General features: G+C 72.7%; 14 protein-coding genes. 8 read left to right on the forward strand and 6 right to left on the reverse strand.

Features of this window, described 5'->3' with window-relative positions; translation table 11 throughout:
• Positions 1 to 189 precede the first annotated feature (189 nt).
• Positions 190 to 810, reverse strand: a complete 621-nt coding sequence (locus ABZY31_RS15255) for a hypothetical protein (RefSeq protein ID WP_356409747.1) — start codon at positions 808 to 810, stop codon at positions 190 to 192.
• The gene (locus tag ABZY31_RS15260) at positions 803 to 1,582 is read right to left on the reverse strand and encodes an alpha/beta fold hydrolase (protein WP_356409750.1); all 780 of its coding nucleotides are present in this window, start codon (positions 1,580 to 1,582) and stop codon (positions 803 to 805) included. The genes ABZY31_RS15255 and ABZY31_RS15260 overlap by 8 nt, the downstream gene beginning before the upstream one ends.
• A gap of 165 nt (positions 1,583 to 1,747) precedes the next feature.
• On the opposite strand from ABZY31_RS15260, the gene ABZY31_RS15265 reads away from it, so the two are divergent.
• From ABZY31_RS15265 to ABZY31_RS15285, 5 genes are all read left to right on the forward strand, one after another.
• Entirely contained in the window at positions 1,748 to 2,530 is a 783-nt protein-coding gene (locus ABZY31_RS15265) for a lysophospholipid acyltransferase family protein (RefSeq protein WP_356409789.1), read from the forward strand.
• An 84-nt stretch (positions 2,531 to 2,614) separates the two neighbouring features.
• Positions 2,615 to 3,829, forward strand: a complete 1,215-nt coding sequence (locus tag ABZY31_RS15270; protein ID WP_356409753.1) for a DUF5931 domain-containing protein — start codon at positions 2,615 to 2,617, stop codon at positions 3,827 to 3,829.
• Between the two features lie 89 nt (positions 3,830 to 3,918).
• Positions 3,919 to 4,563, forward strand: coding sequence for a response regulator transcription factor (locus ABZY31_RS15275; RefSeq protein ID WP_356409792.1), 645 nt, complete (start codon positions 3,919 to 3,921; stop codon positions 4,561 to 4,563).
• A 195-nt stretch (positions 4,564 to 4,758) separates the two neighbouring features.
• Positions 4,759 to 5,787 carry a 6-phosphofructokinase gene (locus ABZY31_RS15280; RefSeq protein WP_356409756.1) on the forward strand — a complete coding sequence of 343 codons (1,029 nt, stop codon included), beginning with the start codon at positions 4,759 to 4,761 and terminating at the stop codon, positions 5,785 to 5,787.
• Positions 5,788 to 5,924: 137 nt separating this feature from the next.
• Positions 5,925 to 6,920 carry a 2-hydroxyacid dehydrogenase gene (locus tag ABZY31_RS15285; RefSeq protein WP_356409759.1) on the forward strand — a complete coding sequence of 332 codons (996 nt, stop codon included), beginning with the start codon at positions 5,925 to 5,927 and terminating at the stop codon, positions 6,918 to 6,920.
• 47 nt (positions 6,921 to 6,967) lie between these two features.
• Here the strand turns inward: ABZY31_RS15285 and ABZY31_RS15290 are convergent, their stop codons facing one another.
• Positions 6,968 to 8,971 (reverse strand): chorismate-binding protein, encoded by a 2,004-nt coding sequence (locus tag ABZY31_RS15290; RefSeq protein ID WP_356409762.1) that lies wholly within the window; start codon positions 8,969 to 8,971, stop codon positions 6,968 to 6,970.
• Between the two features lie 263 nt (positions 8,972 to 9,234).
• On the opposite strand from ABZY31_RS15290, the gene ABZY31_RS15295 reads away from it, so the two are divergent.
• Together ABZY31_RS15295 and ABZY31_RS15300 are read left to right on the forward strand one after the other, a co-directional pair.
• Positions 9,235 to 10,590, forward strand: a complete 1,356-nt coding sequence (locus ABZY31_RS15295) for a class II 3-deoxy-7-phosphoheptulonate synthase (RefSeq protein ID WP_356409765.1) — start codon at positions 9,235 to 9,237, stop codon at positions 10,588 to 10,590.
• 148 nt (positions 10,591 to 10,738) lie between these two features.
• Positions 10,739 to 11,014: a (2Fe-2S)-binding protein gene (locus tag ABZY31_RS15300; protein ID WP_356409795.1), complete on the forward strand. Its 276-nt coding sequence runs from the start codon at positions 10,739 to 10,741 to the stop codon at positions 11,012 to 11,014.
• Positions 11,015 to 11,093: 79 nt separating this feature from the next.
• Here ABZY31_RS15300 and bfr read toward each other — a convergent pair whose 3' ends face one another.
• Positions 11,094 to 11,573 carry a bacterioferritin gene (bfr, locus tag ABZY31_RS15305; RefSeq protein WP_356409768.1) on the reverse strand — a complete coding sequence of 160 codons (480 nt, stop codon included), beginning with the start codon at positions 11,571 to 11,573 and terminating at the stop codon, positions 11,094 to 11,096.
• 164 nt (positions 11,574 to 11,737) lie between these two features.
• Between bfr and ABZY31_RS15310 the strand changes: the two genes are divergently transcribed.
• Complete coding sequence (locus ABZY31_RS15310; protein WP_356409771.1) at positions 11,738 to 12,370, forward strand: sulfite oxidase-like oxidoreductase; 633 nt, start codon at positions 11,738 to 11,740, stop codon at positions 12,368 to 12,370.
• Between the two features lie 34 nt (positions 12,371 to 12,404).
• On the opposite strand, the gene ABZY31_RS15315 is transcribed toward ABZY31_RS15310, so the two are convergent.
• Both ABZY31_RS15315 and pknB read right to left on the reverse strand, forming a co-directional pair.
• Complete coding sequence (locus ABZY31_RS15315; RefSeq protein ID WP_356409772.1) at positions 12,405 to 13,262, reverse strand: deoxyribonuclease IV; 858 nt, start codon at positions 13,260 to 13,262, stop codon at positions 12,405 to 12,407.
• Positions 13,262 to 15,193 (reverse strand): Stk1 family PASTA domain-containing Ser/Thr kinase, encoded by a 1,932-nt coding sequence (pknB, locus tag ABZY31_RS15320; RefSeq protein WP_356409775.1) that lies wholly within the window; start codon positions 15,191 to 15,193, stop codon positions 13,262 to 13,264. The genes ABZY31_RS15315 and pknB overlap by 1 nt, the downstream gene beginning before the upstream one ends.
• Between the last annotated feature and the right edge of the window lie 218 nt (positions 15,194 to 15,411).

Consider the following 15,411-nt stretch of genomic DNA (forward strand, 5'->3'; position numbering starts at 1 on the left):
GCCCGCCGGAGGCGGCGACGGGCCGGGGATGGCAGCCGACCGGTGTCACACCAGCCCGCCCGGCGTTTGAGGGCAGCAGTTCAGCCCGCCCGGCGTTTGAGGGCCCTCGCCGGAGGCGGCGACGGGCCGGGGGCGGCAGCCGACCGGTGTCACACCAGCCCGCCCGGCGATTGAGGGCAGGGGGCGGGGTCAGACCACCGCGCCGCGGCCCGGGTGGTCGTCCTCGTCGTCGTCACCGCTCGCCATACGCGCCACCAGCGTCGCGAACCCGCCCAGGAAGCCGCCGATGCCCAGCGTCGTGAGCCACCAGGTCATCTCCCACTGGAGCAGCACCGCCACCAGCAGCAGCAGCGGCCCGCCCACCACCGCCAGCCAGGCGAAACGGGACGTCGGGTCGCCCGACGGAAGCGGCGGGGGCTCCGGCGGCACGAAGTGCCCCTCGTCCGCCCCGTCACCCGCGTCCGCACCCGCATCCGCGGAGCCCGCCGACGCCTCCGGCAGGGAGTGGTCCCGCGGACCGACCCCCACGCCCGGGGCGAACACCACGGAACTCCCCAGCACCGGCGGCCCCGCCGGCCCGGCGTCCGCGACCGGTTCGGGACCCGCCGGCTTCGGATCCGACGGCTTCGGCGGAGCCACCGGCTCCGCCGCCACGTCGTCCTCCGGCAGCATCAGGTTCTCGATCGGTCTGAAGGGCCGTGACCCCGGCGGGTCCGGCGGTTCCTGCCCGTATCCGGCGACGATCGCCGCCCACGCCGCCTCCTCGTCCAGCGGCGGTACGCCGCCCGACGACTCTTCGTGCTCAGCCACCGCTGGCCGCCCCCTCCCTGCCGATGCTCTGCGCGAGCCGCCCGATGAACGCGTAGCTGTCCGCGAAGATCCGCTCCGCGTCATGGTCCAACGTCGCGACGTGGTAGCTCTGTTCCAGCAGGGTCTCGGTGACATCGGTGGAGGACACCCGGGCCAGGATCCGCGCCGAGTCCGCGGGCGGGACGACGTGGTCCTGCGGGCTGTGCAGCAGCAGCAGCGGCTGCGTCACCTGGGGCAGTTCGGTGTCCACGAGCCGGAAGAACCGGCGCAGCGAGTGCGCCGCCCGGGTCGGGACGCGGTCGTAGCCGACCTCCCGCGAACCCTCCTTGGCGATGTCGCTCGCGATGCCCGGCGTGGAGCGGACGAAGTGCTGGGCGACGGGCAGCGCGAAGGCCAGCGGGTCGTGCACCTTGTTGGCCGGGTTGACGAGGACCAGGCCGCTGATCGCGTCCCCGTGCTTCGCGGCGAGGCGCAGCGAGAGCGCGCCGCCCATCGACAGCCCGAAGACGAAGACCTGTTCGCACCGCTCCAGCAGCTCCCGCAGCGCCCGGTCGACCTCGGCGTACCAGTCCTGCCAGCCGGTGAGCTGCATGTCCTGCCACCGGGTCCCGTGCCCGGGGAGCAGCGGCAGCGACACCGTCAGCCCGCGCTCGGCCAGGTAGTCGGCCCAGGGGCGCAGCGACTGCGGAGAACCGGTGAAGCCGTGGCAGAGGAGGACACCGACCTCTCCGCCCTCGTGGCGGAACGGCTCGGCTCCAGGGAGGACGGGCACCTGATTCTCCTTGATCATCACGTTCTGGGGGCGGGTGCGCTGTGTGACTTCACCGTACGCGACCGCGCTGACACCGACCAGGGTCGTCGGGCCGTCACAAGGGCGGTCACGGGTTAAGGTCTGTTCGACAGACAAAGGAAGGCTTTCGAGTTGATCTACGGCGCAATGAAGTTCTCCATCGGCGGCTCCCTGAAGCTCGCCTTCAGGCCCTGGGTGGAGGGCCTCGAGAACATTCCCGCCGAGGGGCCGGCGATCCTCGCGAGCAACCATCTCTCCTTCTCGGACTCCTTCTTCCTGCCCGCGGTGCTGGACCGGAAGGTCACCTTCATCGCCAAGGCGGAGTACTTCACGTCGCCGGGCGTCAAGGGCAAGCTGACGGCCGCCTTCTTCAAGGGCGTCGGCCAGCTCCCGGTGGACCGATCCGGCGCGCGCGGCGCGGGCGAGGCCGCGATCAAGAGCGGCATCGACGTCATCGAGCGCGGTGAGCTGTTCGGCATCTACCCCGAGGGGACCCGTTCGCCCGACGGCCGCCTGTACCGCGGCAAGCCCGGCGGGCTGGCCCGGGTGGCGCTGGCCACCGGCGCCCCCGTGATCCCCGTGGCGATGATCGACACGGAGAAGATCCAGCCGCCCGGCAAGGTGATGCCGAAGCTGATGCGCCCGGGCATCCGGATCGGCAAGCCGCTCGACTTCAGCCGCTACCACGGCATGGACGGCGACCGCTTCATCCTGCGCTCGGTGACCGACGAGGTCATGTACGAGATCATGAAGCTCTCCGGCCAGGAGTACGTCGACATCTACGCGACGGCCGCCAAGCGGCAGATCGCCGACGCCGAGAAGGCCGCCAAGGCCGACCAGGCGGCGGAGGCCAAGGCGAGGGAAGCCCTGGCGAAGGAAGCCCAGGACAAGGCGGCCCGGGACAAGGACGCGGGCACCGGGCCGAAGTAGGGCGCGGTGCGGGACGTGAGCGGTGCGGGGCGGGCGGGTCCGGGCGGGTTCCGGCGGGGCCGCCGCCCGTAAGGGGTGGGGGAGATGGCCAAGCGCGAGCGCGTCGTGCGCATGTCGGTGGAGCTGCCGCTGTGGCGGGCGCTGACCGCCTACCGGCTGCTCACCGCCGTCTACGCGGTGCTGCTCTTCGGCTTCGCCCACCGCGAGTTCGACCGCCCCTGGGTGGCCGGCTGCTACCTCGGCCTCCTCGTGCTGTGGACCCTGGCCACCTTCTCCCGGGTGGCCAATGCGGCCCGGTGCACCAAGGTGTTCCTCGGCTGCGACCTGGCGGTCGCGGTCCTCGGCATCCTGCTGACCCCGCTCGCCGACACCCAGGCGCGGATCGCCGGCGGCGGGCCGACCCTGCCGTCGATCTGGACCGCGGGCGCCGTCCTGGCCTTCGCGATCAAGGGCGGCTGGCGCTGGGCCGGCTTCGCCTCCACCGTCGTCGCCGTCGCCAACATCGTGATCCAGCGCGGCGAACCGACCCGGGACACCCTGCACAACGTGCTGCTGGTCTGGGTCGCCTCCATAGCCATCGGGTACGTCGTCGAGGTCGCCCGGGCCAGTGAGGCGACGCTCGCCCGCGCCCTGGAGATCGAGGCCGCCACCCGCGAACGCGAGCGCCTCGCCCGCGACATCCACGACGGGGTCCTCCAGGTCCTCGCCATGGTCCAGCGGCGCGGCGCGGAGGTCGGCGGTGAGGCCGCCGAGCTGGGCCGGATGGCGGGCGAGCAGGAGGTGGCGCTGCGCACCCTGGTCTCCAGCGGGCTCGTGCCCCCCTCCCGGGTCTCCCGCGACGAGTCGCGGGGCGCCTTCGTGGACTGCGTGGACGTGGAGGAACCGGGCGCTGACGACGGGGAGCTGGACCTGCGGTCCCTGCTGGCCCCGCACGCCGGGTCGCGGGTGAGCTTCGCGGAACCGGGCGCCCCGGTCCCGCTCCCGGCGCCCGCCGCGCGGGAGCTGGCCGCCGCGGTCGGCGCCGCCCTCGACAACGTCCGCCGCCACGCGGGCGAGGGGGCCCGGGCCTGGATCCTGGTCGAGGACTGGGGCGAGGAGGTGATCGTCACGGTCCGGGACGACGGGCCGGGCATCGCGGCGGGCCGCCTGGACCAGGCCGCGGGCGAAGGCCGCCTCGGCGTGGCCCAGTCGATCCGCGGGCGGCTGCGGGACCTGGGCGGCACCGCCGAGCTGGTCTCCGTACCGGGCCAGGGCACCGAAGTGGAACTGAAAGTACCGAGGGGGAGGACGGGTTCCTGATGAACACCGGACACGAAGGACACACGGGTCACGCAGGACGCGACGGATCCGGCTCCGGCGGCCGGGCGGGCGCGGCCGACATCAAGGTGATGGTCGTCGACGACCACCCGATGTGGCGCGACGCCGTCGCCCGCGACCTCGCCGCCGCGGGCTTCGACGTGGTCGCCACGGCGGGCGACGGACCCGAAGCGGTCCGCCGGGCGCGCGCCGCCGCGCCCCAGGTCCTCGTTCTCGACCTCAACCTGCCCGGCATGCCCGGCGTGCAGGTCTGCAAGGAACTGGTCGGCGCCGACCCCGCCCTGCGGGTGCTCGTCCTGTCGGCCAGCGGCGAGCACGCCGACGTACTGGAGGCGGTCAAGTCCGGCGCCACGGGCTACCTGCTGAAGTCGGCGGGCGCCGGTGAACTCATCGAGGCCGTGCACCGCACCGCGGTCGGCGACCCGGTCTTCACCCCGGGCCTGGCCGGTCTGGTCCTCGGCGAGTACCGCCGCCTGGCCGGCGACCCCGCCCCGGCCGCCGCCGACGAGCGCAAGGCGCCGCAGCTGACCGACCGGGAGACCGAGGTGCTGCGGCTGGTGGCCAAGGGCCTGTCGTACAAGCAGATCGCGGAGCGCCTGGTCATCTCCCACCGCACGGTGCAGAACCACGTCCAGAACACCCTGGGCAAGCTCCAGTTGCACAACCGGGTGGAGCTGGTCCGGTACGCGATCGAGCGGGGCCTCGACGACGCGTAGCACCGCGCGGCGGAAGCGTGCGACCGGGTGGGAACCGCGTGTAATCGTACGAATTCCCGTACGAGTGAACGTGAGTGCGCAGCCGCCCTTGAATCCTCTGGAAACGACCCTCCGCGCCCGGGTCGGGTGACCTGCGTCACCACTAGCGTGGCCGCCGTGCGGGCTCAGCGGGCCCCTTGGCGAAGGGAAGATTCCATGAAGGTCGGAGTGCTGACCGGCGGCGGCGACTGCCCCGGGCTCAACGCGGTCATCCGTGCGGCGGTGCGCAAGGGCGTCCAGGAGTACGCGTACGACTTCATCGGGTTCAAGGACGGCTGGCGCGGCGCGGTCGAGGGCGCCACCGTGCCGCTCGGCATCCCGGAGGTCCGCGGCATCCTGCCCCGCGGCGGCACGGTCCTCGGCTCCTCGCGCACCAACCCGTTCACCGTGGAGCACGGGGTGCGCCGGATCAAGGAGAACCTCGGCAAGTACGAGGTCGACGCGCTGATCGCGATCGGCGGCGAGGACACCCTCGGGGTCGCGGCGAAGCTGTTCGAGGACTACGGCATCCCCTGTGTCGGCGTCCCGAAGACCATCGACAACGACCTGTCGGCGACCGACTACACCTTCGGATTCGACACGGCCGTCGGCATCGCCACCGAGGCCATCGACCGGCTGCACACCACCGCCGAATCGCACATGCGGGTCCTGGTCGTCGAGGTCATGGGCCGGCACGCGGGCTGGATCGCCCTGCACTCGGGGCTGGCGGGCGGCGCCAACGTCATCCTCATCCCGGAGCAGCGCTTCGACGTCGACCAGGTCTGCGCGTGGGTGACCTCCCGCTTCAGGGCGAGCTACGCGCCGATCGTGGTCGTCGCCGAGGGCGCCATGCCCAAGGACGGCCAGATGGTGCTGAAAGACGCCACGAAGGACTCCTTCGGGCACGTCCGGCTCTCGGGCGTCGGGGAGTGGCTGGCGCTGGAGATCGAGGCGCGGACCGGCAAGGAGGCGCGGACGACCGTACTGGGCCACGTGCAGCGCGGCGGCACGCCGAGCGCCTTCGACCGCTGGCTCGCCACCCGCTTCGGCCTGCACGCGATCGACGCGGTTCGGGAGCGGGACTTCGGGAAGATGGTCGCCCTCCAGGGGACGGACATCGTCCGGGTGCCGATCGCCGAGGCGACGGCGAAGCTGAAGACGGTGGATCCCGCGCTGTACGCGGAGGCCGGGGTCTTCTTCGGCTGAGCGGGGGGCCGACGGCCGGTGACCGGCGGCCGGCGGCCGGGGGGCGCGCCGTGACCCCGGGTCGTATCGTGGCGGAAGGTGTGCGTCAGCCACGTGGGCGACCCGTGGTCCGGCCGGTCCTACGGACAGGAGCAAGCGTGGAGATCCTGGCGTTCGGTGTGACGGCCGACGAAAAACCGCTGCTGGAACGGGCCTTCGCCAGGCAGCACGAGGCGCGCTGCCTGGACGTCTTCCTGAGCGAGGACACCGCGCCGATCGCGGCGGGCTACGAGATCGTCTCCTCCAGCGTGAACGCCGACCTGAACGGGCGGGTGCTGCGGACCTTGGCAGCGGGCGGGACGCGGATGATCGCGCAGCGTTCGACCGGCTTCAACAACATCGACCTGGAGGTCGCGGGAAGCCTCGGCATGACGGTTGGCCGCGTCTCGTACTACTCGCCCTACTCGGTCGCCGAATTCGCCTGGACGCTCGCGATGGCGGTCAACCGGCGGATCGTGCGGGCTTCCAACCGCACCCGCGACTTCGATTTCCGGCTGAACGGCCTGATGGGCCGGGACCTGCGCGGCCGCACCGTGGGCGTGCTGGGCACCGGCAAGATCGGCGAGGCGTTCACCAGGATCGCCCACGGGTTCGGGATGAACCTGCTGGGCTGGGACGTCGCGCAGAACCCGGCGTGCGTGGAGCTGGGCATGAAGTACGTCGAGAAGGACGAGCTCCTGGCGGCGGCGGACCTGGTCAGCCTGCACGTGCCGCTGCTGGACTCCACGCACCACATCATCGACGCGGCGGCGCTGCGGACGATGAAGGACGACGCGGTGCTCGTGAACACCAGCCGGGGCGGCCTGGTCGACACCGACGCGCTCGTCGGCGAGCTGCGCGCCGGACGGTTCTCGGGCGTGGGGCTGGACGTGTACGAGGCGGAGGCCGGGGTGTTCTTCCTGGACAAGTCGCTGGACGCGGTCGAGGACGACACCCTGGCGCGGCTGGTGACCTTCCCGCACGTGGTGGTCACCTCGCACCAGGCGTACTACACGCGGGACGCGGTCGAGCAGATCATCGCCACGACGGTCGCCAACGTGAGCGACTACCTGGCGGGCCGCCGCTCGGAGAACACCCTGGTCCCGCCCGCCTGACCGCCCCCCGGAGCGGCTGCGCGGGGGACGGTGGGCCGGCCGGGCGGTCAGGACCCGGCGGGCACCGGCCGCATGGCCGCCAGCAGGTCGCGGACCAGGTCGGCGCCGCGCAGGGTCAGCACCGACTCCGGATGGAACTGCACGCCGGCGAAGGCGCCCGCCGCGCCCGCCGCCTCCGCGCCCGGAGCCGAACGCAGGGCGTGGACCTCGTACGTCGCCGGGTCCCGGGAGACCTCCACGCCCGCGGCGGCCAGCCGGGCCGCCGCGGCGTCGTCGCAGCGCGCGGTGTAGGTGTTGTAGAAGCCCACCACCTCGCGGGCGCCGAAGAGGCCGACCGCGCTCTGCGCCCCCTGGGCGGGCTCGGCCTTGCGGACCAGCGGGAGGCCCAGTTCGGCGGCCAGCAGCTCGTGGCCCAGGCAGACGCCCAGGATCCCGTCCCGGTGCGTGGCCAGCAGGTCGCGGGCCAGTGCGCACAGCCGCCGCATCCGGGGGTCGGCGGCGTCCGCCGGGTCGCCCGGGCCGGGGCCGAGCACGACCGGGCCCCTCCACGCGAGGGCGGCGGCGCGCAGCCCCGGCTCGTCGTGGCGCCGTACGGTCACCTCCAGCCCGCCCACCCGCAGCACGTGCGCCAGCATCGCCGTGAAGGTGTCCTCCGCGTCGACGACCAGCGCGTGCCCCGCGGCCCGCTCGGGCCGGTCCTGCATCCGCAGCCAGAAGGGGGCCAGGTCCCGGCGGCGCGCGGCCAGGGCGGCAAGCACCCGGGGGTCCTCGCCGAGCCGCGCCGAGCCGGCCGCGGGCCGGGGCGCCGCCGGGCGCACCCCGAGGGCCGCCAGCACCCCGGCGGCCTTGGCGTGCGTCTCGGCGACCTCCGCCGCCGGGTCGGAGTGGCGCACCAGCGTCGCGCCGACCGGGACGCGCAGCGTGCCGTCGGCGCAGATGTCGGCGGTGCGGATCAGGATGGGGGAGTCCAGGGTCTGCGCGCCCTCGGCGTCCCGGCCGAGCAGGGCGAGCGCGCCCGCGTAGTAGCCGCGGCCACCGGACTCGTACCGCTCGATGACCCGGCAGGCGTTCTGCACCGGGGAGCCGGTGACGGTCGCCGCGAACATCGTCTCGCGCAGCACCTCCCGCACGTCCAGGGTGGAGCGGCCGCGCAGCTCGTACTCGGTGTGCGCGAGGTGGGACATCTCCTTGAGCCGCGGTCCGACGACGATCCCGCCCCGGTCGGCGACCGTGCACATCATCTTCAGTTCCTCGTCGACGACCATCGACAGTTCCTCGGTCTCCTTGCGGTCGCCGAGGAAGGCGAGGAGCGAGTCGGCCGTGGGGCCCCCGGCGGGGTAGCGGTAGGTGCCGCTGATCGGGTTCATCACCACCGTGCCGCCGGTCATCCGGACGTGGACCTCGGGGCTCGCCCCGACCAGGGTGCGCCCGCCCGTCGCCCGCCGCCGCCCTTCCGGGGAATGCCCTTCGGGCCCTTCTTCGTTCCCGGTGTGCACGACGTACGTCCAGTACGCGCCGCGCTCGGCCACCAGCAGCCGCCGGAACAGCGCCAGCGCGTCTGCCCGGCCGAAGCCCGGGACGCTGCCCTCGTAGGTGCGCCGGATGACGAAGTTCGCCCCCTCGCCGCGGCCGATCTCGTCCCGGACGACCCGCTCGACGGTCGCCGCGTACCGCTCGTCGGGGACGTCGAAGCCCCCGCCCTCGACCCGCACCTCGTGGTCCGGGAGCGCCGCGAGGACCGCGTCGAGCGGCAGGGCGTACGCGTGCTCGGCGGCCAGCACGCTCAGCGGGGTCCCGTCGTCGCGGACGTCGAAGCCGCGCTCGCGGATCTGCCGGAACGGCACCAGGGCGAGCGTGGGCAGGTCCCCGACCGGCAGGTCGGCGAGGCGCTCCGCCGTGTGCACCGGGCCGGTCAGCACCTCGACGGCGTCGTGGTCCAGGCCGGGGGTGCGCCGGCGCAGCAGCGCGAAGGGCGGCCCCGAGGGGTCGGCCAGCGAGGCGAGCAGGGCGGCGACGTCCGGGGAGCCGGTCAGGGGGTCCGTGTGCCTCATGGGATGGGCGGTCCTTCCAGTGGGTGCATGGAGAGGAGCGGCCCGGAAAACACCGAAGGCCGCCCCCGGGGGCGGCCTTCGCGTCTGTTCGGTGGGTACGCGATGTCAGTGGGCCGCCAACGGAGCGGTCCACCACCAGTTCTGGTTCGAGTGCGCGTACATGCGGGGCACCCTAGCCCATGGGGGAGGCCCGCGGGGAGACGCCCGTCTCACGATCCGATCGCCGGGCTGGACGAGGCGTGTGACGACGTAATGTGTACGAGGTGACCGTGAACGCTGAAAACCAAGCCCCCGCCGCCAAGGCGACCTGGCGAGACCTTCCCGCGGCGCAGCAGCCTTCGTACCCCGATGCCGAGGCTCTGCGCGCTGTCGTCGCGGACCTCGAGTCGTATCCTCCGCTCGTCTTCGCGGGTGAGTGCGACCAGCTGCGCGCCCGACTGGGAGCCGTCGCCAAGGGCGAGGCGTTCCTGCTCCAGGGCGGCGACTGCGCCGAGGCTTTCGACGGTGTCTCCGCCGACCACATCCGCGCCAAGCTGAAGACGCTGCTCCAGATGAGCGCCGTCCTGACCTACGCGGCCTCCGTGCCCGTGGTCAAGATCGGCCGCATCGCGGGCCAGTACTCCAAGCCGCGCTCCAAGGACACCGAGACCCGCGACGGCGTCACGCTGCCGACCTACCGCGGCGACTCGGTCAACGGTTTCGCCTTCACCGAAGAGGCCCGGATCCCGGACCCCGAGCGGCTGAAGCGGATGTACCACGCCTCCGCGTCGACCCTGAACCTGGTCCGCGCCTTCACCACCGGTGGCTACGCCGACCTGCGCCAGGTGCACGCCTGGAACCAGGACTTCGTGAAGGCCTCCCCGTCCGGGCAGCGCTACGAGCAGCTCGCGCGGGAGATCGACAACGCGCTGAACTTCATGAAGGCCTGCGGCACCGACCCGGCCGAGTTCAAGGCCGTGGAGTTCTACGCCTCCCACGAGGCGCTGCTCCTCGACTACGAGGGTGCGCTGACCCGCACCGACTCGCGCACCGGCAAGCTCTACGACACCTCGGGCCACATGGTCTGGATCGGCGAGCGCACCCGCCAGCTGGACCACGCGCACATCGAGTTCTGCGCGCAGATCTCCAACCCGGTCGGGATCAAGCTCGGCCCCACGACCACCGTGGACGAGGCGCTGACGTACATCGACCGCCTCGACCCCGAGCGCGAGCCGGGCCGGCTGACCTTCGTCGTGCGCATGGGCGCCGACAAGGTCCGCGACAAGCTCCCCGAGCTGGTCGAGAAGGTCACCGCGTCGGGCGCGACCGTCGCGTGGGTCACCGACCCGATGCACGGCAACACCTTCGAGGCGGCCTCCGGCCACAAGACGCGCCGTTTCGACGACGTGCTCGACGAGGTCAAGGGCTTCTTCGAGGTGCACAAAGCGCTGGGCACCCACCCGGGCGGCATCCACGTCGAGCTGACCGGCGACGACGTGACGGAGTGCGTCGGCGGCGGCGACGAGATCTTCGTCGACGACCTGCACCAGCGCTACGAGACGGCCTGCGACCCGCGGCTCAACCGCAGCCAGTCGCTGGACCTGGCGTTCCTGGTCGCCGAGATGTACCGCGACCAGTAGGAACGTGGTGCGTAGGCGGCCTCTACGACGGTGGGGCGCGGATCGATGTGATCCGCGCCCCATCGGCGTATCCGGGTCTTTTAGGGAACCCTAAGTTTGGGTAGGGTTAGGTAAGCCTCACCGAATGGGGGGTGGCCACGTCCGGGAGGTGAACCGCGTGTACGTCTGCTCTTGCTTCGGCATCACGGACCAGCAGGTCAAGGCCCACGCGGACGCGGGAGCGTGCACGCCCCGCCAGATCGCCTCGGTCACGAAGGCCGGCACCGACTGCGGCTCGTGTGTGCGGACCATCCAGGGCCTGCTCGGCCGGGGCGCGTGCCCCCGCCGCGAGCTGCTGGAGACGGGCAACGCCGCCGCGGTCCTGGCCGCCGAGCCGGTGCTCGCCGCGGCCGTCGCCGACGAGGCGCTCGCCCCGGCCGCGTGACGCCCGGCGCCCGCGGGCGCCCGTTCCGTCAACCGGTTCCACCCGTTCGGCGCAGCCCCGCGCCCGGACCGGCCCGGGACTAGCTCTCCGGCTGCTCGATCAGCTGGGCGATGTACAGCGGCTCGCCGATCTGCTCGATGAGCTCCAGCTGGGTGTCGAGGTAGTCGATGTGGTGCTCCTCGTCCTCCAGGATCTCCTCGAACAGCCGCGCCGAGGTGACGTCGCCCTTGCCGCGCATGACCTCGATGCCGCGCTTGAGGCGGTCGATCGCCTCGACCTCCACCTGGCGGTCCGCCTGGAACATCTCCGTCAGGGTCTGCCCGACCCGGACGTGGAAGAGCCGCTGGTAGTTGGGCAGACCGTCGAGCATCAGGATGCGCTCGGTGATCTTGTCCGCGTGCTTCATCTCGTCGATGGACTCGGCACGGGTGTACTTGGCGAGCTTGGTCCAGCCCTTGTTGTCCTGGATGCGGTAGTGCAGCCAGTACTGGTTGATCGCGGTCAGCTCACCGGTCAGCTGCTCGTTGAGAAATTCAAGAACCTCGGGGTCGCCCTGCATGGCAGAGGGCTCCTTCCAGCGGTGTGACGGGGCAGGTGCGCGCATCCTCGCACCGCCGCCCGGAGGCGTCCAGTAAGTGCCTCCTTAGTGGGAGTTGCTCTGACTTGCCCGAATCGGCCCAGACCTGGTCATGACCACCCTGGTCCGTCTGTCACCATGGAGACATGGGTCAGCCGGATAGCCGCGAAACTGCGGAAGCAGTGCAGCCGGAGCTCCCTCCGGGGCAGCGTCTGCAGCGGGGCTGGCCGGTCACCCACTACGGTCCCGTGCCCAAGTTCAAGCCGGACCGCTGGGAGTTCAGGGTCTTCGGGGCCACCGCCGACGGCGACAAGCACTGCTGGAACCACGAGGAGTTCTCGGCGCTGCCGTTCTCCACCGTCACCGCCGACCTGCACTGCGTGACGAAATTCAGCATGCCGGGGGCCGAATGGGGCGGGGTGCTCACCCGCCACGTGCTCGAACTGGCCCCGCCCGCGCCGACGGCCACCCACGTGATGGTGTGGGCCGAGTACGGCTTCAGTTCGAACCTGCGGCTCGCCGACTTCGCCTCCGAGCGGGCCGTCTTCGCCACCCACCAGGGCGGTGAACCCCTGACCGCCGAACACGGCTTCCCGCTGCGGCTGGTCGTCCCGCACCTGTACGCCTGGAAGGGCCCCAAGTGGGTCCGCGGCATCGAGTACATGACCGCCGACCGGCGAGGGTTCTGGGAAGAGCGCGGCTACCACAACATCGGCGACCCCTGGCGCGAGCAGCGCTACTCCTACCAGGAGGAACCGGGCGACGGTCCGGAGCTCTGACGCCCGCCCGCCGACCACGGGGAGCGCCCAGCGGTCAGTGCAGCCCGCGCAGTTCCTTCAGCAGCGCGATGTCCGCCGCGTGCCCCTCCTTGCCGCCCGGCGTCTCGATGACCAGCGGTACGCCGTCCATCGCCGGGTGCGAGAACAGCTCGCCGAAGGCGTCGCGCCCGATGTGGCCCTGCCCGATGTTGGCGTGCCGGTCCTTGTGGGCGCCCACGCCCTCCTTCGAGTCGTTCGCGTGGATCAGCTTGAGGCGTCCCTCGCCCACCGTGTCCACCAGCAGGTCCAGCGTCTGCTTCGTCCCGCCCGGCTCCGCCAGGTCGTGCCCGGCCGCGAAGACGTGGCAGGTGTCCAGGCAGATCCCGAGCATGGGGTGGGCGTCGAGCGCCTCGAAGTACGGCCCGAACTCCCCGGCCAGGGAGCACAGGGAGGAACCCTGGCCGGCCGTCGACTCCAGCAGCAGGAAGGGGTCGTCGTCGTGCGTCAACTCGTCCAGCAGCGGCAGCAGGTGCTCGCGGATCTGCGCGTACGCCGCCTCGCGCGGGCGGCCGCCGGTCGCCGAACCGGTGTGGACCACCACCCCTCGGGCGCCGATCGCGCGGCCGCGGCGCAGCGAGTGGCGCAGCGACTCCACGGACCGCTCCACCGTCGCCCCGGTGTGCGAACCGAAGTTGATGAGGTACGGGGCGTGCACGTAGACCGGGATCGACTCCTCGGCGCACCCGGCGCGGAACAGTTCGTCCTGCGCCGGATTGCCGGCCGGCATCGCCCAGCCGCGCGGATTGGCGACGAAGACCTGGACGGCCTCGGCGCCCATTTCGCGGGCGTACACGAGCCCCACCGAGGCGAGTCCGCCCGCGACGGGGACGTGCCCGCCGACCGGGTTGCGCATCACAGCCCCTTGGTCCTGACGGTGATCGTGGCGCCCTCGGGGGCGCTCTGGCCCGCCGGCACCGACTGCGCGTCGACGGTGTTGCTGAACGACAGGAACGGGCGCTCCACCCGTACCTTGAAGCCCGCGCCCTCCAGCGCCCGCTTCGCGGCGTCCACGTCCTGACCGGTGACGCCCGGCACCGGGACCTGGCGGGGGCCCTTCGAGACGGTCAGCGTGACGGTGTCGCCCGCGGCCGCCTGGGCGCCCGCGCTCAGCGATTGGTTGGCCACCGAACCGGCCGGGCTCGCCGAGTTGACCTGCTCGGGCGCGATCTCGACCTTCAGGCCGAGGTCCTCCAGGCCCTTGCGGGCCTGCTCGACGCCCGCGCCGACCACGCTCGGCACCTGCACCGGGCGGCCCTTGCTGACCACCAGTGCCACGGCCGCGTCGGGAGCGAGCTGGGCGCCGCCCCGGGGGTTGGTCGCGACCACGGCGCCCTGCGGGAGGTCCTGGCTGAACTCCTGGGTGACGAGGCCGGGGGCGAGGCCCGCCTTCGTCAGCTCCGCCTTCGCGGCGTCCAGCGGCTTGCCCTTGAGGTCGGGCACCGGGACGACCTGCGGGCCGCGGGAGATGACCAGGGTCACCGCGCCGTTGCCGCGGATCCGCCCGCCGCTCTCCGGGTCGCTGTTCATCACGGTGCCGCGCTCGAAGGCGTCGCTGAACTTCCGGTCGACGCCCTTCACCCCGAGGCCCGACGCCGACAGCTGGGCGCGGGCCTGCTCCTCGGTCTTGCCGAGCAGGTGCGGGACCCGGGTGAACTGGCCGGAGCTTATGTACCAGACGCCGGTGCCGAGGCCGAGGGCCAGCAGGATCCCGGCGACGGTCAGGTAGGTGCCGCGCCGCGGGCGGATGCCGGGGCGGGGGCGGCGTACCGCGTGCGGGCGGTCCGCGCGGACCGGCGGTCCCGGGTGCTCCAGGCGGGAGGTGTGCTCGGGCCCCGCGGGTGCGGGCGCCGGGGCGGTGCGCGGGATCACGCTGGTGCGGTCCTCGGCCGCCGTCCGCTCCTCGGCGCGCGCCTGCGGCGGTACGGCGTCCAGCTCGCCGTCCGTCAGCGCGGAGCGGGCCTCACGGGTCAGGGCGAGCAGGGCCACCGCGTCGTACGGGCGCAGCTCGGGGTTGCGGGCGGCGGCGGCGCGGACCAGCTCGTCCAGCGCCGCGGGCAGCCCGGGGACGGCGGCCGAGGGGGGCGGCACGTCCTCGTTGAGGTGGCGGTAGATGACCTGGGCCGGGGTGCCGCCGGTGTGCGGTTTGGCGCCGGTGAGCATCTCGTACAGGACGACGCCGCAGGCGTACACGTCGACGCGGGTGTCGGTGAGGCCGTTCTCGATCTGCTCGGGGGCGAGGTAGGAGACCGTGCCGAGGACCGAGCCGGTGGTGTCCGTGACGGCGTCCACACTGCGGACCAGGCCGAAGTCGGCCACCTTCACCCGGCCGTCGTCGCCGATCAGGACGTTCTCGGGCTTCATGTCCCGGTGCACGAAACCGGCGCGGTGGGCGGCGCCGAGCGCGGCGAGCATCGGCTCCAGGATGTCGAGCGCGGCCCGCGGCCGCAGGGCGCCGCGCTCGCGCAGCACGTCGCGCAGGGTGCAGCCGGAGACGTACTCCATGGCGAGGAAGACGAACGGGCCGTCCGTGCCCTGGTCGAAGACGCCGACGACGTTGGGGTGCGCGAGGCGGGCCACGGACTTGGCCTCGCGGATGAACCGCTCGACGAAGGCGGTGTCGGCGGCGAGGGCCGGGTGCATCACCTTGAGCGCGAGCACGCGGTCGAGGCGGGTGTCGACGGCCCGGTAGACCGTGGCCATCCCGCCGACCGCGATGCGGGCGTCGATGCGGTAGCGGCCGTCGAGCACGCGCCCGACGAGGGGGTCTTCCAGGGTCGTATCCACCCGCCGATTCTACGAGTGCCGGATGCGGTGCCGGTCCGGGGCCCGTGGCTTGCAGCGCACCTGTGACGCTCCGGCCCCGGCCCCGGCCCCGCGGCCATCTGAGCCTGCCCGGCGTTTGGGGTCCCTGTCCCGGGGGCCATCTCAGCCCGCCCGGCGTTTGAGGGCCCGCCGGAGGCGTGGCGGGTGCGGCGGCGCGGTGGCCGCTGTTGCGATCGGAA

The sequence above is a fragment of the Streptomyces sp. NPDC006529 genome, from assembly GCF_040611795.1.
In the GTDB taxonomy this organism is placed as follows: domain Bacteria; phylum Actinomycetota; class Actinomycetes; order Streptomycetales; family Streptomycetaceae; genus Streptomyces.